At 47.8% G+C, this 18,709-nt stretch carries 19 protein-coding genes and 1 pseudogene; 13 read left to right on the top strand and 7 right to left on the bottom strand.

Annotated features, from left to right (window positions below):
- The first annotated feature begins 16 nt into the window (after positions 1-16).
- From HZS85_RS10020 to HZS85_RS10045, 6 genes are all read left to right on the top strand, one after another.
- Entirely contained in the window at positions 17-373 is a 357-nt protein-coding gene (locus HZS85_RS10020; protein ID WP_251137917.1) for a hypothetical protein, read from the top strand.
- A 136-nt stretch (positions 374-509) separates the two neighbouring features.
- Positions 510-1,631, top strand: coding sequence for an exonuclease SbcCD subunit D (locus HZS85_RS10025; RefSeq protein ID WP_035409684.1), 1,122 nt, complete (start codon positions 510-512; stop codon positions 1,629-1,631).
- A complete protein-coding gene (locus HZS85_RS10030; RefSeq protein ID WP_214855523.1) occupies positions 1,613-4,618 on the top strand; it encodes an AAA family ATPase in 3,006 nt (1,001 codons plus the stop codon). Before HZS85_RS10025 ends, HZS85_RS10030 begins: the two co-directional genes overlap by 19 nt.
- A gap of 13 nt (positions 4,619-4,631) precedes the next feature.
- The gene (locus HZS85_RS10035) at positions 4,632-5,423 is read left to right on the top strand and encodes an AAC(3) family N-acetyltransferase (RefSeq protein WP_214855525.1); all 792 of its coding nucleotides are present in this window, start codon (positions 4,632-4,634) and stop codon (positions 5,421-5,423) included.
- 57 nt (positions 5,424-5,480) lie between these two features.
- Entirely contained in the window at positions 5,481-6,218 is a 738-nt protein-coding gene (locus tag HZS85_RS10040; protein WP_214855528.1) for a Bax inhibitor-1/YccA family protein, read from the top strand.
- 105 nt (positions 6,219-6,323) lie between these two features.
- A complete protein-coding gene (locus HZS85_RS10045) occupies positions 6,324-6,863 on the top strand; it encodes a class I SAM-dependent methyltransferase (RefSeq protein ID WP_214855530.1) in 540 nt (179 codons plus the stop codon).
- 52 nt (positions 6,864-6,915) lie between these two features.
- Here the strand turns inward: HZS85_RS10045 and HZS85_RS10050 are convergent, their stop codons facing one another.
- On the bottom strand, positions 6,916-7,221 hold the full coding sequence (locus HZS85_RS10050) for a hypothetical protein (RefSeq protein ID WP_214856005.1): 306 nt from the start codon (positions 7,219-7,221) through the stop codon (positions 6,916-6,918).
- A 129-nt stretch (positions 7,222-7,350) separates the two neighbouring features.
- On the opposite strand from HZS85_RS10050, the gene HZS85_RS10055 reads away from it, so the two are divergent.
- From HZS85_RS10055 to HZS85_RS10065, 3 genes are all read left to right on the top strand, one after another.
- Positions 7,351-8,085: a nuclease-related domain-containing protein gene (locus HZS85_RS10055; RefSeq protein WP_214855532.1), complete on the top strand. Its 735-nt coding sequence runs from the start codon at positions 7,351-7,353 to the stop codon at positions 8,083-8,085.
- Between the two features lie 75 nt (positions 8,086-8,160).
- Positions 8,161-8,583: a MarR family winged helix-turn-helix transcriptional regulator gene (locus HZS85_RS10060; RefSeq protein ID WP_023467873.1), complete on the top strand. Its 423-nt coding sequence runs from the start codon at positions 8,161-8,163 to the stop codon at positions 8,581-8,583.
- Between the two features lie 69 nt (positions 8,584-8,652).
- On the top strand, positions 8,653-9,663 hold the full coding sequence (locus HZS85_RS10065) for an ABC transporter permease (RefSeq protein WP_214855535.1): 1,011 nt from the start codon (positions 8,653-8,655) through the stop codon (positions 9,661-9,663).
- Positions 9,664-9,722: 59 nt separating this feature from the next.
- Here the strand turns inward: HZS85_RS10065 and HZS85_RS10070 are convergent, their stop codons facing one another.
- Positions 9,723-10,361 carry an SDR family oxidoreductase gene (locus tag HZS85_RS10070; RefSeq protein WP_214855537.1) on the bottom strand — a complete coding sequence of 213 codons (639 nt, stop codon included), beginning with the start codon at positions 10,359-10,361 and terminating at the stop codon, positions 9,723-9,725.
- 264 nt (positions 10,362-10,625) lie between these two features.
- On the opposite strand from HZS85_RS10070, the gene HZS85_RS10075 reads away from it, so the two are divergent.
- The 4 genes and pseudogenes from HZS85_RS10075 to HZS85_RS17005 form a co-directional block, all read left to right on the top strand.
- Complete coding sequence (locus HZS85_RS10075) at positions 10,626-11,456, top strand: transporter substrate-binding domain-containing protein (RefSeq protein ID WP_214855539.1); 831 nt, start codon at positions 10,626-10,628, stop codon at positions 11,454-11,456.
- The gene (locus HZS85_RS10080; protein ID WP_214855541.1) at positions 11,449-12,246 is read left to right on the top strand and encodes a transporter substrate-binding domain-containing protein; all 798 of its coding nucleotides are present in this window, start codon (positions 11,449-11,451) and stop codon (positions 12,244-12,246) included. The genes HZS85_RS10075 and HZS85_RS10080 overlap by 8 nt, the downstream gene beginning before the upstream one ends.
- Positions 12,247-12,349: 103 nt before the next feature.
- On the top strand, positions 12,350-12,634 hold the full coding sequence (locus HZS85_RS10085; RefSeq protein WP_214855543.1) for a hypothetical protein: 285 nt from the start codon (positions 12,350-12,352) through the stop codon (positions 12,632-12,634).
- Between the two features lie 112 nt (positions 12,635-12,746).
- Positions 12,747-12,902, top strand: a pseudogene (locus HZS85_RS17005) (ATP-binding cassette domain-containing protein); the annotation flags it as partial.
- Between the two features lie 194 nt (positions 12,903-13,096).
- Here the strand turns inward: HZS85_RS17005 and HZS85_RS10095 are convergent.
- The 5 genes from HZS85_RS10095 to HZS85_RS10115 form a co-directional block, all read right to left on the bottom strand.
- The gene (locus tag HZS85_RS10095) at positions 13,097-14,464 is read right to left on the bottom strand and encodes an amino acid permease (RefSeq protein ID WP_214855545.1); all 1,368 of its coding nucleotides are present in this window, start codon (positions 14,462-14,464) and stop codon (positions 13,097-13,099) included.
- 165 nt (positions 14,465-14,629) lie between these two features.
- Entirely contained in the window at positions 14,630-15,514 is an 885-nt protein-coding gene (locus HZS85_RS10100; protein ID WP_214855548.1) for a hypothetical protein, read from the bottom strand.
- A gap of 59 nt (positions 15,515-15,573) precedes the next feature.
- Positions 15,574-16,167 (bottom strand): undecaprenyl phosphate transporter UptA, encoded by a 594-nt coding sequence (gene uptA / locus HZS85_RS10105; protein WP_214855551.1) that lies wholly within the window; start codon positions 16,165-16,167, stop codon positions 15,574-15,576.
- A gap of 124 nt (positions 16,168-16,291) precedes the next feature.
- The gene (locus HZS85_RS10110) at positions 16,292-17,611 is read right to left on the bottom strand and encodes a Na+/H+ antiporter family protein (RefSeq protein ID WP_214855974.1); all 1,320 of its coding nucleotides are present in this window, start codon (positions 17,609-17,611) and stop codon (positions 16,292-16,294) included.
- A 314-nt stretch (positions 17,612-17,925) separates the two neighbouring features.
- Positions 17,926-18,477, bottom strand: coding sequence for a beta-class carbonic anhydrase (locus HZS85_RS10115; RefSeq protein ID WP_023467896.1), 552 nt, complete (start codon positions 18,475-18,477; stop codon positions 17,926-17,928).
- Between the last annotated feature and the right edge of the window lie 232 nt (positions 18,478-18,709).

Below are 18,709 nucleotides of genomic sequence, written 5' to 3' on the forward strand. Positions count from 1 at the left end.
AAGAGGAGTGATTCAGATGAAACAAGAATTCGATCCGATGAAGGATCAAGCACAGACGGAAGAAACACAGGCGGTTGTCCAGCAAGCCAACTGGAATCCGGACCGGTACCGGACGAACTTGAACCCATTCTATCTGTCACCTTGTAGTGTCGAACGTAGAGAAGATTTGCATCAGGATGCATCGAAGATTCTCGAAGTCGAGACGTCGTCGCCCCTCCAACAACTTTTTGAACACAATCAAGCAACGCATACATCCGGACCAACGGGCAAAAAATTTAAGACAGGCATCGTCGTCGGTGTCGGTGCGATCATCGGCGGATCAGTTTCTGTGATTCGTTCCGTCCAACGTTTTAGAAAGCAACGGACGAAGTAATACGCTCGTTGTGAAAGCGCAAAAAGCAGGAGGCATTCGCCTCCTGCTTTTTGTGTTCCAAACGGATGTTCGTCGCAGAACGAACGCTCGCATGCTACACTTAAGCTACTATATTTAAAAAGTGAGTGTGATGAAGATGAAATGGATACATACTGCCGATTGGCATCTCGGTAAAATCGTTCATGGCGAGTCGATGCTCGGGAACCAACGGGCGGTCCTGAGCGAGTTTTTGACACTCGTCGATCGCGAACAACCGGATGCAATCGTCATTGCGGGTGACTTATACGACCGTGCCGTCCCGCCGACAGAAGCCGTTGAACTACTCGATGAGACGCTCGCTGCTCTGATTCTTGACCGGGACATACCGGTCATTGCGATCAGCGGAAATCATGATTCAGCCGAACGGTTAAGTTTCGGAACGACGTTACTCCAACGGGCGGGTCTACACCTTGTTGGAAAATTGACGCCGGTCATCAAGCCGGTCGCGATCAAGGGAGTATCATTTTACCCGGTGCCATTTGCCGATCCTGCGACCGTCCGGTATGTGCACAATGATGAAACGATTAAGACGCATGATGACGCAATGCGGACGATCCTTGCCGGATGTGTCCCAGACGGACCGAGTGTTCTCGTCGGTCATGCCTTTGTCATCGGTGGACTCGAGACAGATTCGGAGCGGCAATTATCCGTCGGAACGGCAGGGCAAGTTAGTGCGAGCCAGTTTGCACCGTTTACCTATACAGCACTCGGTCATTTGCACAACCCGCTTGCAATTCAATCCGAGACGGTCCGATACAGCGGATCGCTCTTGAAATATTCGTTTTCAGAAGCACATCACGTCAAAGGCGTCGATGTGTTGACGTTGAACGATACTGGTACGTTCGATCGTCGATTCGAACCGCTTGCACCAAAACGTGATTTGCGAGAACTGACTGGTAGTCTCGATGAATTGACGGATCCTGCGTTCGTTGCGACGCAAGTCACGGATGATTATTTAAAAATCAACCTGACGGACGGCGAAGCCTTGATGGATCCGATGGGCAAGCTGAAAAAAATCTATCCGAACATCCTGCACCTCGAGCGAATCGGATTCGTCCGCGAGAGTACGCGGGCGGTCAAAGCATCGCGTGAGCAGGTCAAGGATGCTTCTGTTGCGGATCTGTTCAGTGAATTTTATGAAGCAGTTCGTGAGAAGAAGCCGACGGAAGCGATGCGAGCCGTCTTGAAGGAGGAAGCGACATGCGCCCAGAACGACTGACATTACGCGCCTTTGGTCCGTTTGCTGGTGAAGAGACGATTGATTTCACGGCACTTGCTGGACGGACGATGTTCGTCATTTCCGGGAATACAGGGGCTGGGAAAACGACGATTTTTGATGCATTGACGTTCGCCCTGTATGGTGAGACGTCCGGTGGTGAGCGGGAAATGAGTGAGTTGCGAAGTCATTTTGCCGTACCTGAACAAAAGACGGAAGTCGAACTGGAGTTTACGCTCAAAGGGGAACGGTATCGCATCATCCGGCAACCGAGTCAACCGCATCCGGTCAATAAAACCGGCTATTCGCATGAAGCAGAGTTCGCTCGGTTCGACGGCGTGGCGTGGAAACCACTTGCCATCAAGATTCCGGAAATCAAGCAGCGCGTTCAAGAATTGATCCAGCTCGACCATAAACAGTTTTCACAAATTCTCCTGTTGCCGCAAAATAAGTTCCGGGAACTGTTGATGGCAGAGTCAAAAGATAAATTGCAGATTCTCAAACAACTGTTCAAGACGGAACATTATGGTGAGTTCCAACAACGCTTGCACCGACAAGCGCTCGATCTTGCGGCACGCATCAAGGAAACGAAGACGAAACAATGGGCCAAGCTTGAGGAGTTACCCCTGCAAGCAAACTGGAGTGAATTAACGGAAGCGGACATCCGGTTACGAATGGAAGCGTTGACGACGGAACGGGATGAGTGGTTGACAGCGGCTCATGAAGCGGAGCAACAAACACGTACGATCGTCGAGAGCAAAACGACACGGTTGCAACAGGGCGAACAACTCGAAGCAGCTTTCCAAGAGCAAGAGCAACTTCAACGGACGGAGCAGTTGTTGCTTGAACGATCATCAGACATGAAGCGGATGCAAGAAGAAGCAACGGCTGCCGAACGTGCTCAAATCGTCGCACCATTTTTTGATCAATGGCAACAAGATCAAGAACAGCTAACACGACTTAAACGGCAACAGCAAGAAACCGAACAGCACGTCACGCGCTTGACAGAGCGGCAAGGCACCGTTCAAGACAAAGTAAATCGAATACTGGCGGAAGAACCGCAGATTGAACAACTGAGTCGTCGTCTTGAGAAAATTCAAGAAGAATGCGAACGGTTGGAAGCGGAGACCCTCTTACGGCAACAACAGCAACAACTGACAGAACGCTTAAAGCAACTTGATCCGGAACCGTTCAGGAAACAACTTGAACAAACGCGGACGGAGCGAAAGACCGTTCAGGAACAGCTACGACCATTGCAGAACGTCGGAGCAGAACGCTTACAGGCGCAAGAACGACGCTTCACCCTGCAACAGTTGGCGACGAAGTTCGCAGAGTATGACAGGTTGGAAGCAGAGCGACAACAGTTGATCGTCCGCGGTACAAGCGTCCGGGATCAAAAAGAGGCGGCAGCGCGTGCGTATGAAGTAGCTCGTAAAAGTGAACGGGAACAACTGGCTGCTGAACTTGCCAAGGGATTGACGGACGGGCTGGCTTGTCCTGTCTGTGGCAGTACGTCGCATCCGCAACATGCTGTCGCCGTCGCACAGGAACTATCGGTCGATGTAGCACAACAACGGTTCTTAGAAGCACAACAAGCGCATCAAGAGTTACAAGCCTCGTACCGGACGGTTGCAGAGCGTCTGCAACAACTGACGATCGAGATTCAAAAAACGAGTGAAAACGAGTCAACTCATGCGGAAGTTTTAGCACAGCTTCGGGAAGTCGAACAGACGGAAGTCCGATTAGCGTCAGCACAGACGGAAAAAGAACGTCTTGAAACATGTCTTCAACAACTCGAACAATCGCTAGAGCAACTACAGTTGAAGATTGATAGGGTGGTAAAAGACCAAACTGTCATCGAATCGGAATTGGCACACTTGACTGGTCGCCTGAGTCAATCTGGAAAATTCGTAAAATCGTTATCAGCACTTCGTGAAGAACAACAACAGGCAGAAACACGCATCGAGCAGTTCGAGCAAGATAAACAGCGCCAGTTACGTGAAAAGGAACAGCTCGATCGTGACTTGGCGGAACACCAAGGTCGATTCCGTCAATTGACTGAGGCATCTGCTGAACAAAGCGACCGATTAACGAAACGCGAAAACGAATTACACGCAGTCTTGGCAGAAGAAGCGTTTCCGACGATTGAAGCCTTCCGCGATGCGAGACGGTCACGAGAAGACATTCGTCTCCTCCATGAACGGCTGGAACAAGACCGCCTAGAGCGGCAGGAATTGAAGCTGAAACAGGAACAAGCTCGCTTGAAGACGGAAGGTCAAGTGCGCCCGGATCTTGAACTGTTGCGGATGGACTTGAAGACGGCGTCGCTCGAACTGACGGAACGGACCGATCGACGTGTCGGGCTCGAGAAGGAAAGGGTACATATCGATCAGTTGATAACGGCGTGGGAAAGCTTGCAACGCCAGATTGAGGACGAGGATGCGAGATACGGAGTCATCGGCGAACTCGCTCGCGTTGGTGTCGGCGAGAACGCACAACGAATGACGTTCGAAACGTACGTTCAGACGGCTTACTTCGATGAAATATTGTTCGCCGCAAACCGACATCTGCATGAGATGACATCGGGTCGTTTTCAGCTCGAGCGAAAAACGGAGGCAGGAAAAGGACTCAAAAAATACGGACTTGATTTAAATGTCTTTGACGCTTACACGTCGCAAACACGTCACGTCAAGACGTTGTCCGGTGGTGAAAGCTTCAAGGCGTCCCTTGCACTTGCGCTTGGACTATCGGAAGTCGTGCAAGAAGCAAGTGGAGGAGTGTCGCTTGAAACGATGTTTATCGATGAAGGATTTGGAACACTTGATCCGGAATCGCTTGAACAAGCGATCGAGACGTTGCTTTCAATTCAAGCGAGCGGCCGTATGGTCGGAATCATCAGTCATGTGCAGGAGCTGAAGTCACGTGTTGATGCGAAAATCGAGGTCAAGCAAGGAAAAACGGGGTCGACGATAGCATTAGTCGTCGAGTAAGGAGATCAGAACGATGGAAACACGAAACATGGTCACGAAATCACAAATCAAAGAAGCGTTACGCGAATTAGGTGTGACGTCCGGTATGAAACTGTTCGTCCATACGTCACTCAAACAAATTGGCTGGATTCCTGGTGGGGTACAAGCATTGATCGAAGCCTTGCAGGAGGTCGTCACGACGGAAGGATTGATCATGATGCCGGCGCAAAGTACGGATAATTCAGATCCGAAGAACTGGAGCCAACCGGCTGTACCTGAAGAATGGTGGGAAACGATCCGTCGGGAGATGCCGGCATATGACCCGGCAAAAACGGTCACACGTGGTATCGGTCGTGTACCGGAAGTCTTTCGAACGTATCCAGGTGTAGTCCGAAGCGAGCATCCGATGTGGTCGGTGACCGCATGGGGGAAGGATGCGGCGACATTCGTTGCCAATCATACACTGGAAAACGGTTTCGGTCCTGGCTCACCGATTGAACGCTTTATTGAAGCGGACGGTCAAATTCTCCATATCGGTTCGCCGTGGGATACGACGACCGTCTGGCATTATGCCGAATACGGACTGAATCGCCCGGACGTCGAGGACGGTTGTAAAGTCAGAGAAGGAACGACGGATCGGTTCATCCATTACCGACACCGTCAAGTCGATAGTGATGCATTTGGTCCGATCGGGGAAGCTCTCGAAGGGTCGGACTTCGTGACGTCCGGTTTGATTGGGCAAGCGAAATCACACCGCATCGATGCCAAAGCCTCGATCCCGGTCGTCATGTTGCAATTAAAAGCACTCGATCAATGGTTATTTTGAAACTTTTTCGGGAAGCTTTCGTAATACAAAGCAGAATCATAAAAAGGAGTGAATGCAATGGCTTCACGTTTTAAAGTTAACCCGGCATTGCGTCGAGGGTTCGATACAGCACGTGTCGGAGAACGACCGATGACGAAAAGTGGGACGATGAGTAAGATTTTCTTACTGCTCGCTCTCGTCACGGCAGCAGCTGGAGGAAGTTGGTTCTTCCTCGCAGAAAACCAAGGGTTGTTGTTCCCAGCCTTGATTGGTGGACTAGTCATCGGTCTAATTCTTGCCTTGGTCATCACATTCAAACCGGCGACGGCACCGGTTCTTTCACCGGTCTATGCGATCGTTGAAGGGGTGGCAGTCGGAGCGTTATCGCTCATGTTCGAAAGCATGTATCCAGGAATCGTCGGGAAGGCAGTCGTTGCGACATTCGTCGTTGCATTTGCGATGTGGTTCGTCTACTCGACTGGCATGATTAAAGTGACGCAACGTTTCCGTTCTGCGGTAACAGCAGCGATTCTCTCGATCTTCGTCTTGTACGCGGTCAACTTGATTCTGTCCTTGTTTAGTATCGATCTGCCATTCATGACAGGTAGCTCGCCGCTTGCGATCGGTGTACAGTTCGTCATCGTCATCGTTGCGTCCTTGTCACTTGTGATGGACTTCGATTTCATCTCACAACAAGTCCGTGCCGGTGCGCCGAAATCGATGGAATGGGTCGCGGCATTCGGATTGATCGTGACGATCATCTGGCTCTATATTGAATTACTTGATCTCTTGTATCGCCTTGCAGCACGAGATTAACAGCAACAGACGACGGATTCTCCGTCGTCTGTTTTTTGTCGCAAGCAGGGATAAATGTGTGAAATGAGAATTAATAGAATGGTGAAATAAGAAGGAGGATCTCGTATGAAAGAACGTATCGTTATTGGAGCCGGACCGTACCACAACAATCCCGGCTGGTATCATACACAGGAAGATGAGTTGAATCTGCTCAATCGGTCCGATTGGGAACGGTTGTGTTCGAACGACACGTTGCAAGCAATTCTTGCCGAACACGTCTGGGAGCATTTAACGTTTGAAGAAGGGATTGACGCGGCACGTCATTGTTATACATATCTTGCGCCAGGGGGATACGTCCGTTGTGCAGTGCCGGACGGTAATTTTCGAGATGAGGCATACCAAGCAATCGTTCAAGTCGGTGGCCCCGGTCCTGCTGACCATCCGGCGGCGAGTCATAAAATCGTCTATACATATGAAACGTTACAGCAAGTATTTAAAGAAGCTGGATTTCAAGTGTGCCTTCTAGAATATTTCGATCAGAACGGATCGTTTCATCAAGCAGATTGGAACGGAGATGACGGCATCATTTTCCGCTCGAAACGATACGATCCCCGAAATGCAGAACAGATGAAATTTCCTTCGTTGATACTTGATGCACATAAATGAATACATAGTTGGAAAAGACCATCTGAACTTCGCTGTCAGATGGTCTTTTTGATCATATTCCGTGCTCGCTTTTTAGTTGATCGACGTATTGTTTTGCTTCGAGCAAAGACAATCCGAGCGTCTCTCGAACGCGTTTGACAGCTTCAACCGTCTTTCCTTCATGAAGCAACTGAACCAGTTCGACTTGTAAGGCTGCCTCTTCTAAAGACACCTCATTTAAACCGAGGTGTTCCTCGATGCGTTGTAATTTCTTTAGAATCGTTTGTTGACGGCGTTTCGCTTCGTCCGCTTTTTGTGATAAGGACATCCAGATAAAGAATAAAGCAATTAATGATGCGAACATGATGACAGAATCCATAGGGAACACCTTCCTTTGTTCCACCGTACCATAGGAGATGAATCATAACAAATAGTGGAAAATGAGGTGGAAATTGATTATGCTGATATAGTGGAAAATAAAGGTTAATATGGAAGGGGGATTAATTTAGTGGACAATGTGTTAGTGACATTTTTGCCATTCTTGATTCAAGTTGGACTGCTCATGGTGCTGTTCTTCTTCGGAACGTTCTGTTTGTTCTTCTTCGTCAAACGAAGTTCATATCACAATAGCCGGTATTACCGACTGACATGCGAGCCGTTTTTACGGATTGTTCGTGATAAAGGAAAATGGGGCGAGTACTTGACGACACGTCAACTCGATCAAGTGTCCGGATACGGCACGTATGTCTTTAATACATACTTACCACGTGCACGCGGTGAAGGTACGACAGAAATCGATGTGACGTTCATTCATGAAAGTGGCATCTATGTACTCGAATCGAAAAACTACAGCGGCTGGATTTTTGGACGCGAGCAGGACCGTCAGTGGACGCAGCAGTTCCAGAATCGCTTCAAACAACGGTTTTATAATCCAATCAAACAAAATGAAGGGCATCTCAAAAGCATGCAACGCTTCTTGGAAGGAACGGATCCTGCACTCTTTCACTCCTTGATCGTTTTCAGCGAACGCTGCGAACTCAAAAAAATCACGGTCGATTCAGCGCATGTCCGTGTCTTGAAACGAAACGTCTTACGTAAGACGATCGAGCAACTCGCGACAGAAAAGCCGTTGACACCGAGTCAAGTCGATACGATTGCAGGAAAACTCGGTGTTCATTCACAAGTCGATCGTGCCACCCAACAAGCGCATATCGATAGGATTCGTCAACGACAGGCAAAATGAGACCGTTGACGAGCTCATTCTCCTTCAGGTATAGTGAATAAATAATAAGTAGTGCAACTATATGGAGATGATGGGATGAAAGAATCGGAATGGTCGCTTGGAATGCAATTATCCCGTAGTTATTATGCGTTCAAACGTGCTGCTGCTAAACGGATGGAAGCGTTCGGTCTGACACCAGAGCAGTTTTCTGTCCTGAGCGAACTCGCTAAACAAGATGGTGTTTCGCAAAAGCAGCTGGCACTCGTGACAGAACGTGATCAAACGACGATCGGTAAGATTCTCGATAAGCTCGGTAAAAAAGAACTAATCGTTCGGACGCCGGATCCTCGGGACCGACGAGCGGTTCTGCTCTTGATGACACGAGAAGGACGCGACATCGTCGATCGCCTCGGGCCAGAGCTCGATCAGCTACAACTCGAAGCGTTCCGTGGACTATCGCGAGAGCAAATCGAGCAATTAAAAGAAACACTTGAGACCATTCACCGGAATGTGACGTGAATGGTTTTCCTTCGGACATATAGTTGCACGTGATATTATAAGTAATGCATATAAAAAGGAGATAGAAACATGAAAGCATGGAAAGATGTCTGGTCAATGACACAAACGAAAGTCGGACTCGTCTTCGCGATCGTCGTACCGCTCTTGTTCCTCGTTGTCTGGATGACGGGTTACCAAGGACCGACAGAACGTCTTGATCAATTAAATGTTGGGGTCGTCGCAGAAGCGAATGATCCGTTCATCCAGTCGTTGCAACAAGCACCGTTCACGGTTCAGACGGTTGCAACAGAAACAAAAGGGTTGCAAGCACTTGATGCGAATGAAGTCGATCTCGTCTTACAAAAAGATGATGCAACGCATCAACTAACGGCACACGTCAGTCAGACGAATGCGGAATTCGCAAATGCAATCCTCGAGAGAGCAACGGAAACGATCAGCAAACAGTTGAATGGTGAGCCGACGTTCACGACGTCAATCGTTACGGAACATGCCGTCTCGGATTTTGCTTTATCAATGCTTCCGCTCGTTCTCGGTTTTGTCATTTACATCGCGATGATGACGATGGGGATACAATTCAATCTCGTCAGTACGATTTTAAAGAGTCGTCACACAAAATGGGATCTTTTCTGGAGTCGACAACTATTGCACGGCATCGTCTTACTTGTCGTACCATTGCTCCTCGTCTCGATGGCGCATCTACTGACAGACATCGATACACCATTCATCAAACTATGGGCGTTCGAGCTCCTCGTTGTTGCGACCTGTATCGCCGTCACGCAGATGAACTTTGCGATATTCGGACCGGTGGCGCCACTCATTAATGTCGCATTGATCCCGTTCCAGTTAATGACCGCAGGGAACATTGTTCCAGCGAAGATGCTGGCACCATTTTATCAATCGCTCGGAACGTTCCTGCCTGTTCCAAATGCCGTCTCTGGTTTCGGTCGATTATTATTCATGGATGGATCAGTCGGGACGCAAGTCCTTCATCTATCCTTACTTTTTGTTGGTAGTTTCTTGGTGACGTGTCTCATTACAGTCTGGAAAAGAGAGGGCGTTAGGCAGCAAGCCATGGCTTGAGAAAAAGTATAGTTTCAAAAAAAGCTCACGTCTCAATTTCCGAGACGTGAGCTTTTGTATTAGAACAACTCGTTGATTGGTGTGTCACCTTCGAGTAGTGTGACGACTTGCTTCGAGGCTTTATCATGACCGATCGCAGCTAAAATAACACGGGCGACATCCTCGCGTGGAATTTTTTTAGTCGCTTGCTCGGACGGATCCGTCGTGACGTTTCCTGTTCCGGCTTCATCCGACAGTCCGCCCGGACGAAGAATCGTATAGTTGAGTGATGATTCCTTCAGGACACGATCCGCGTAGCGTTTTGCGATGTAATACGGCCTCATGCTGTCAGACCATGTTTCCGGCGAATCGGCGTTCAAGGCACTGACCATGATGAACTGTTTCGCATGGATTGCTTCCGCTGCTTCAATCGATTTGACGGCACCGTCAAAATCAATCAGCATCGTTTTGTCCGCTCCTGTATGACCTCCGGACCCTGCCGTAAAGATAACGACATCTGATCCTTGTAATGCTTCCGTGATTGTCGCGACATCGTCTTCAAGATCAAGGTGGACCGGGGTATGACCGAGTTTCTCAAAATCACTGAATTGGTCCTTGGAACGTAATCCTACTTTGACATCGTGCTCCGAATCCTGCAGTAAGCGAGCAGCGTGACGACCTACTTTACCATTTGCACCAATGATGAAAATCTGACTCATGTTCCATTCCTCCATTCCACGATTTGATGATTCTGTTTCAGTATGGAAAAGACGAGGGGATTCTGTAAAGAGAGACGACTTATGGAACTGTAACCGTCATCAAAACATCTTTTTAACACTTTTACGCATAAAATCGTCAAATTATCTTGAAATCACGTGTATGTGTGGTAGGATAATGACTATTACCCACACCGAAAATCGTTTAGGTTAAATTGTAGCAATATTCGGAGAATGGGCAACGACGAAACAGAAAGGAGAGATACGATGAGAAAGAAACCATGGCTATTAGCTGGACTTGTCCTGACAGGCGTTGCCGCTTGGATGATCTGGAATCAACAGACGGATGCTGAAGCACATGACATCTTCGAAGACCACAAACTGGTCGTCGGGACGACGGGGGATTATAAGCCCTTTACATACCGGAACGAGGAACGGAATCGTTATCAAGGCTTTGATATTGATGTCATCCAAGCGTTCGCCAAAGCAGCAAATCTTGATGTGACATTCGTCAAGACGTCATGGCCGACGTTATCGGAGGATACGAAGTCAGGCAAGTTCGATATCGCAGTCGGTGGGATCACGAAGAAAGTCGAGCGCGAGGTCGTCGGAGACTTTACGTCGTCGTATTTCTCCTTTCAAAAAGCACCGCTCGTAAAGAAGGAAGATGTCAAACGCTTGAATTCGCTTGATGCAATCAATGATTCATCCGTCAAAATCGGTGTCAATCCGGGTGGGACGAACGAGGCGTTCGTGAAGAAGCATTTCCCGAAGGCGAATGTGACCGTCTTTGAGAACAACTTGGACATTCCAAAAGCCGTCCAAAGCGGTCAAGTCGACGTCATGGTAACAGACGACATCGAAGCGTTGCATTACGCAACAGAACTGAATCTTGCGGTTCCCAAACTCACTGAAGCATGGGAAGCAGCCGAGATGGCGTATTTGATGAAACCGGACCAAAAGCAGCTCGGAGACGTCTTCCGGGTCTGGATTGAAAGTGCGGAAGGACAAGAGCAGGTGCAACAATTGAAGGAAAAATGGAACATCGTCTCGACGCGGGAGACGGTCGGAGCGAAAGGAGCGGGAGCACATGAGTAAATGGGGATGGATCGTCGTCGGAGGTGGCGTCTTGTTTGCCAGCTTACTAACACTTTGGCAAACGGAGCAACCACGACGTGTACAAGCAAAGAACGTCTTTGCGACGAAAAAAATCGTCGTCGGAACGACCGGCGATTATAAACCATTCACCTACTTGAACCGGAAGACGAACGAGTACGAAGGATTCGATATCGAAGTGATCCGTTCTTTCGCGAAGACGACCGGCATCGATGTGGAGTTCGTCCCGACGACATGGCCGACGCTGTCTGCTGATCTCGCTAGCGGGAAATTCGATATGGTCGTCGGGGGAGTGACGAAAAACATCGAGCGCGAGATCATTGGCGACTTCACGTCAAGTTACCTGTCATTCCAAAAGACACCGCTCGTCCGTAAAGAAGATGCCGGACGCCTCGTTTCGATTGAACAGATCAATCGACCGGACGTGACGATTGGTCTAAATCCAGGCGGAACGAATGAACAATTCGTCCGCAAGACGTTTACGAAGGCGAACATCGTCATGTATGAGCAAAACCTCGACATCCCGCATGCGGTTGCCTCAGGTGAAGTTGATGTCATGATCACTGATACGGTCGAGGCGATTCATTATGAAGCACTCGATCAACGACTCGCGGCACCAAGAATTCAAGAAAAGTGGATTCCGGCGGAGAAAAGCTACCTCGTCCGGGAGTCAGAAGCGGACGTCGTCGATGTCTTTAACCTCTGGATGCAGTCGTACGAAGGACAGGAAGAGATGGAGCAATTAAAAGAGAAATGGCAAGTGGCGTCATAAGTGGATCGTGCCTCCTGATAGCAGGAGGCACGATTTTTTAATGACAGGAATCTGATGGGAAAAGTCGAACAAGTATGTAGAAGCAAACCAGGAGGAAACCGATATGTTGAAAAAGAGAACATCGAAACAATGGCTCATCATGACCGCTCTTTTTGCCTGTGTCACTTACACATGGTTCGTCATCGGAGATGTTTGGATTAATAATCCTACGTTATTGTTCGCAGGAGCGCTTGTATTTACGAGTGGCGCGGTACTATCGTTTAGTCTCGCGTTAGCGCGAGCCGTTCGCTTAAAAGGAATTGAGTTTAAGATGATGCTGGTGTCGGTAGTCGTAACGCTCGCCTTGTCTGCAGGTGCCGTATATGGTGTATACCAGATTGTAGCGTAATCGTTAGAGATTGAATCGAGGCATCGATTCAGGTGTCTTTTTTGATTTTTCGAACAGAAAAAATAGGGAAATCTTGGGCATGACTTTGAATTCATGGAAAGAAGGAATGAAGATGATTCATGTCGAGAACTTGACGAAGACGTACGTTGGAAAGGATGTCGTCAAAGGGATTTCCTTTGACGTGCAAGCAGGGGAAATCTTCGCCTTTCTTGGACCGAACGGTGCCGGGAAATCGACGACTGTTCAGATGCTGACGACGCTGATTAAACTGAGAATACCGATTAGGACGAGCAGGAAACGATTGAATCCGTTCATATTTCATCTCTCCTTTCTGTCGTTAAATTGTTTGTTTTTAGACGTTCGGGAAATCACGAATACCATGAATAATATGTGAGGTCAAAATAAAAATACAGTGTATGAAAAAAACTCCTCTCATTGTGTCATGAGAGGAGTACAACAGTTTTATTTTTCGATTTTCGGTACTTTTACGATGTAGTAGATCGTACTTAAAATCAAAAAGGCGATTCCGATTAAGATTGAGACGCGTGTCTCGTCATTAAACAGCATGCCGACGAGTACTGTGATCAGCGCGAAGATCGATAGATAGTTCGTCACCGGCGCACCTGGCATTTTGAACGGATGCGAGGCTGTCCGTTCACTTTCGATTTTTCGGTAACGGATATGACTGATTAATATCGCGAACCATGGCACCATCCCTGGTAGTACCGAAGCGCTGTAGACATAAACGAAGATGTTCGTATCCTTTCCGAGAACGTGCGGGAGAATGATATCGAGGATGACACCAAAGAAAATCCCGATTGAAATGGCTAGAACTGTATAGAGTGGAATCCCACGTTTATTGATCTTTAAGAAGAAAGACGGCATCTGCCCTTTTTCCGCTAATGCATAGATCATCCGACTGGCGCTGAAGATTCCTGAGTTACAACCGGATAAAGCGGCCGTGATGACGACGAAGTTAATGATGCCAGCAGCAATCGTCACACCGACCTTGGCGAATGTCGCAACGAATGGACTTCCAAGATCGGATAATTCGTTCCATGGATACACCGTGACGATGATGAAAATCGCTCCAACGTAGAAAATCAAAATCCGCCAGACGACACCATTGATCGCCTTCGTGATGTTTTTCTCTGGATCTTTTGTTTCCCCAGCCGTGACTCCAATCAACTCGACACCGATGTAAGAGGCGAAGACGATCGAGAGGGCAAAGAAGAAGCCGGTGAAACCGTTTGTGAAAAAGCCGCCGTTTGCCCAAAGATTCGAAAGACCGACTGGATTTCCGCCATTCCCTAGTCCAAAGAAAATAATGCCGAATCCAGCGACGATCATCAGAAGAATCGTCAGTATCTTGATCGAAGCGAACCAAAACTCGAGTTCACCGAACATTTTGACGGAAGCAAGGTTTGCGAGCGTCAAGAGAATGATGACGACGACCCCTGGAATCCATGTTGGTAGTTCAGGCCACCAGAAGCGTAAGTACGTTCCAACGGCGATGACTTCACTCATCCCGACGACGACCCAGTTGAAGATGTTGCTGCTTGCTGTTAAAAAACCAGCAGCTGGATGGATATAATCGTTTGCGAACTTTGCGTACGATCCACTGTGCGGATGGGTGTAGACCATCTCGCCGAGTGCCCGCATGATGAAAAAGATAAAAACTCCGGCTAGCATGTACGCAAGTAAGACTGATGGTCCTGTCCAAGCGATCGTACTTGACGCCCCGAGGAAGAGACCAACACCAATCGTTCCTCCGAGCGCAATCATTTGTACCTGTCGTGCTGTTAAATCTCGTTTCAAATTCGAACTCATCGTTTCCCCCAAAAAAATCTGTGACGTCATAATGTTCAGACAACTTGTCGTAAGAACTATAAGGCTGAGTATACTATCCTCAGATAGGGCACGGCTAGTCTTTTTGAAAATTTGAAATAGAGTTTTCAATAATCAGATATTCATGAAACAAATATGTAACAGCTTTCATTCGCCCATTAATAGAGTGTCAAGTTGTTGACCTAATCTCCCGACATACAGATGCTCAGCAGTTGCTAAGACGATCAAATCATCACGCATTGTAAGATCGCCTGACAGGGAATTTCCTTGTTCGGTCATGAAACGAATCGAACGAATGCCCTTAAAACGTGTTCCATTTCGTTCAAGTAATTGTATGTCATCAGAGTATGCGGCAAGTAGATGGTCATTGTACCGAGCGAACTGAGAAAAGGCGATCGTAGGAGCCTCACAAACGAGATCGTCCTCTTGATTAATACGGACGAAACGATAATCGGAGTAGTAGAAGAACCAGACTTCTGTTGATGAACAGACATTCAGAGCATAACAATCATCAATCGGATATTGCCGATTCTTATACTGCACTTCACCTGTATCGTCAAAAGCGACCAGACCGAAAGCACCATTTGAACTCGTGACGGCATCGGCATAGACACCTTCATCAAAATAACTGACCCAAATCCAACCTTGTTCGTCGATTTGCATATTTTGAATCCCGTCGTCTAAACAAAAGCTATTCAGTAACTGACCTTGAGGATCGTAGATAAAGGCGTTTGGCAACCATGTGCCGTCGATATCATCATCACAACGAGAAGCGACGAGTAACAGCCGTCCGTCTGGAAAACGATCAACGAGGGAAAAGTCGATGTCGTTTCTTTCGACGATCGTCGTCTTTCGCCAGTCATCCTTCAGTTGATGAATGGAGAGGATCTGTGTTTCACGAAATTCATCAATCGATTCTTCAACGATTAAAATATGTCCGTCGACAGTGATGCCAGTTGCGACCGGGCTTCCAGAACGATAGGATGCGATCAAACGACGTAGCGGGAAATGGGCGAGCGGGTATGTGAGCATGGCACGACCTCCTGTCTGTTGTAAAAAGCAGTCCGTCGACAGACAGACTGCTTAATGAGTTAAACCGACCGTTGACGGCGTTTATAGAAGAAATAGACGATAATTAAGGCGACGGCAGCAATCAAAACACCATTCGTATATGGTGCAGCGACTTCCTTGATCGAGCGCCAGTTCGTTCCGAGTGTTTCTCCAAGATAGAGGAACAAGATTGACCATGGAATGATGGCAAGAATCGTGTAGAGCGAAAACTTCGTTTGATCCATTTTCGCAAGACCAGCTGGAATCGAGATGGCATGGCGGACGACAGGAATGAAGCGAGCTCCGAAGATGACACCTTGACCGTATTTCAAGAACCAGCGTTCAGCTAAATCCAGATGATGTTCAGAGATCAGGACATACTTTCCGTACTTCAAGATCAATGGACGACCGCCATAGCGAGCAAACCAATATAAGAACAATTGCGACAACAATCCGCCAATGACGGCGGCGACGACAGCGAGTGGCCAGCTAATCGTTCCTTGAGAAATCATGAATCCGCCGTATGAGAGAACGATTTCGCTCGGTATGATTTCAATCATCAACCCGAGGGCGATACCGAAATATCCGAGATCGGCAAGTGAAAGTAAAATCTGGTTGACGATTTGAGATAACACGTAAGACAACTCCTTTGTAATCAGTACATTCCTTTATTTTAGAGAACCGAAGATCAAATGAAAAGGAAAAAAACGGAGACAATTAAAAAGACGGATCCACCATGATAGCGAATCCGTCTTGTTTTTATAACACGACCGCAGCAATCGTACCGAAGATGAGCAACGGAATATTGTAGTGCAAGAACGTCGGAATGACGGTTTCTCGCATGTGATCGTGCTGACCATCGGCATTCAAACCACTCGTAGGTCCAAGCGTCGAGTCTGACGCGGGGCTACCAGCGTCACCAAGAGCACCTGCTGTCCCGATGATCGCAACCGTCGCTTCTAAGCTGAAGCCATACTGGATGCAAAGTGGAACGAAGATCGCAGCGATGATTGGAACAGTTGAGAAACTTGATCCAATGCCCATCGTGACGATAAGACCGATCAAGAGCATGACGAACGCGGCAACAAGTTGGGAGTCGCCCATCAATGCTTTTGAGTTCTCAACGAGCGGTTCGATATCACCCGTCTTACGCAAGACATTCGAGAATCCGTTCGCTGAGATCATGACAAAACCGATGAATGACATCATCCGCATACCACGCGTGATGACGTCATCTGCTTCACTGAATCGAACGAGACGAAGCAACAAGAAGAGGATAAGTCCCGTCGATGCAGCAAGAATCATTGATTCCGTCTGCAGTTGAACGATCAGTGTCGCGATGACGACGATACCACTTAGAACAAGTTTCGATTTCGTAATGACCGGGATTTCATAGTCGTCCGGGGCGATATCACGAATTTCATACGTCCGCTCTTTCCGGTACGTATACAGACCGATCAAGAGACCGACGACCATTCCGAGTGCTGGAATCGCCATTGCTTCGATGACAGAAACTCCCGTCGTATCAAGACCATTAGCTTTCAGGTTTTTCAGTAAAATCTGATTCAGATAGATGTCTCCGAATCCAATCGGTAAGAACATGTACGGTGTGACGAGACCGAATGTCATGATGATCGCAATTCGACGTCGGTCCATCTTCAACTGAGAAAAAAGACCAAGAAGCGGCGGAATGATGATCGGAATGAAGGCGATGTGAATCGGTAGAGCATTTTGTGAACTGATCGCGAGTAACAGAATCGCGAACAAGATGAATCCTTTTAACTTCTTGACTGATGCGGCACTTGCGTTACCTCGTGAACGTGCGATCAATGCGTGAGCGAGAGCATCCGGTAAGCCCGTTTTCGAGAGGGCGACGGCAAACGCACCAAGCATTGCGTAGCTAAGAGCGATTTCGGCTCCGTCACCAAGACCACCCGCGAACGCTTCGGTTGTTTTCGTTAAATCAAGACCGCCGACGAGACCGCCGGCGAACGCACTGATGACCATCGCGAGCACGATGTGGACGCGGAAGATCGCTAAGATGAATAGTAAAAAGACGGCAAACAATACGGCGTTAATCATTCGGTAAAACCACACTTTCTTTTGTTATCACTGCACTATACTAAAGTATCTTACAGCCATGTTGAAACACTGTCAAGGATAAAAGTCTGACCTCGTATTAAATGACTTCACGATAGGCTTTCTAGCTTTGTATAAAAGTCTTATTTTTTAATACCTGGAAGCATGAAGGGAAAAGCATATAGATCACTGAAAATGGCTTACACAAAAAAATGTGCCATCCTTCTCCATTACGAGAAAATGGCACATCATCTTTAATTTAAGACGGAGTAGAATATCCCGAATCTATTTGAGTTTCTTCTATAAGAGAGCAATCAGCAATCGACGACGTCGAGTTTACCGGTCCCTGGGTCGATGACGAGTCCATGGACATTCGTACCAGGTGGCAGTAATGGGTGGTTCTTCACGAGGCTGACGGAGTGGGCGACACTCTCCTGAACTGACGTAAAGCCACGTAACCATTGGTTCAAATCAACACCTGATACTTCAAGCGTGTGAAGAATCTGTTGGTCGATACCTCGATCCTTCATTTCGCTGATCATGTGTTTAGGATCAATCGTGCTCATGCCGCAATCGTGGTGACCGATGACAACGACTTCTTCAGCGCCAAGGGCATACAACGCGACGAGAATCGAGCGCATGACGGAACCGAATGGGTGCGATAGGATAGCACCGGCATTTTTGATGATCTTCGCATCCCCGTTTTTTAGGCCGAGTGCGTGTGGAAGAAGTTCTGTTAGGCGGGCATCCATACATGTCAGGATGACGACCTTTTTATCCGGGAACTTATCCGAGACGAACTGCTCATACTGTTTTTCGGCGACGAATCGCTCGTTGAAGGCTAGCATTTCCTGTACAACTGACATTGAAGTGTCCTCCTTTAGTGGTAGCTCTTAATATGTACCCCATATCAGAATACAAGATGATGAAACGGCTATCAAGTCAGGAAAACGCAAGGTGTGACAAATCGCACACATCCATGTACATGAAGCAAAACGATGAAAAAGGAGAATCCGCAATAGATGTAAACGTTACCAAGGATGTGAGGGAATTCACAGGATGGTCATGCACAAAACAGGAAAAAGGAGTTATGATTGA

Source organism: Exiguobacterium sp. s130 (genome assembly GCF_018619055.1).
In the GTDB taxonomy this organism is placed as follows: Bacteria; Bacillota; Bacilli; order Exiguobacteriales; family Exiguobacteriaceae; genus Exiguobacterium_A.

Excerpts from the sequence above, each read along its gene's own strand:
- HZS85_RS10020 (WP_251137917.1), top strand. The coding sequence starts at position 17 with ATGAAACAAGAATTCGATCCGATGAAGGATCAAGCACAGACGGAAGAA.
- HZS85_RS10025 (WP_035409684.1), top strand. The coding sequence starts at position 510 with ATGAAATGGATACATACTGCCGATTGGCATCTCGGTAAAATCGTTCAT.
- HZS85_RS10030 (WP_214855523.1), top strand. The coding sequence starts at position 1,613 with ATGCGCCCAGAACGACTGACATTACGCGCCTTTGGTCCGTTTGCTGGT.
- HZS85_RS10035 (WP_214855525.1), top strand. The coding sequence starts at position 4,632 with ATGGAAACACGAAACATGGTCACGAAATCACAAATCAAAGAAGCGTTA.
- HZS85_RS10040 (WP_214855528.1), top strand. The coding sequence starts at position 5,481 with ATGGCTTCACGTTTTAAAGTTAACCCGGCATTGCGTCGAGGGTTCGAT.
- HZS85_RS10045 (WP_214855530.1), top strand. The coding sequence starts at position 6,324 with ATGAAAGAACGTATCGTTATTGGAGCCGGACCGTACCACAACAATCCC.
- HZS85_RS10050 (WP_214856005.1), bottom strand. The coding sequence starts at position 7,221 with ATGGATTCTGTCATCATGTTCGCATCATTAATTGCTTTATTCTTTATC.
- HZS85_RS10060 (WP_023467873.1), top strand. The coding sequence starts at position 8,161 with ATGAAAGAATCGGAATGGTCGCTTGGAATGCAATTATCCCGTAGTTAT.
- HZS85_RS10065 (WP_214855535.1), top strand. The coding sequence starts at position 8,653 with ATGAAAGCATGGAAAGATGTCTGGTCAATGACACAAACGAAAGTCGGA.
- HZS85_RS10070 (WP_214855537.1), bottom strand. The coding sequence starts at position 10,361 with ATGAGTCAGATTTTCATCATTGGTGCAAATGGTAAAGTAGGTCGTCAC.
- HZS85_RS10075 (WP_214855539.1), top strand. The coding sequence starts at position 10,626 with ATGAGAAAGAAACCATGGCTATTAGCTGGACTTGTCCTGACAGGCGTT.
- HZS85_RS10080 (WP_214855541.1), top strand. The coding sequence starts at position 11,449 with ATGAGTAAATGGGGATGGATCGTCGTCGGAGGTGGCGTCTTGTTTGCC.
- HZS85_RS10085 (WP_214855543.1), top strand. The coding sequence starts at position 12,350 with ATGTTGAAAAAGAGAACATCGAAACAATGGCTCATCATGACCGCTCTT.
- HZS85_RS10095 (WP_214855545.1), bottom strand. The coding sequence starts at position 14,464 with ATGAGTTCGAATTTGAAACGAGATTTAACAGCACGACAGGTACAAATG.
- HZS85_RS10100 (WP_214855548.1), bottom strand. The coding sequence starts at position 15,514 with ATGCTCACATACCCGCTCGCCCATTTCCCGCTACGTCGTTTGATCGCA.
- HZS85_RS10115 (WP_023467896.1), bottom strand. The coding sequence starts at position 18,477 with ATGTCAGTTGTACAGGAAATGCTAGCCTTCAACGAGCGATTCGTCGCC.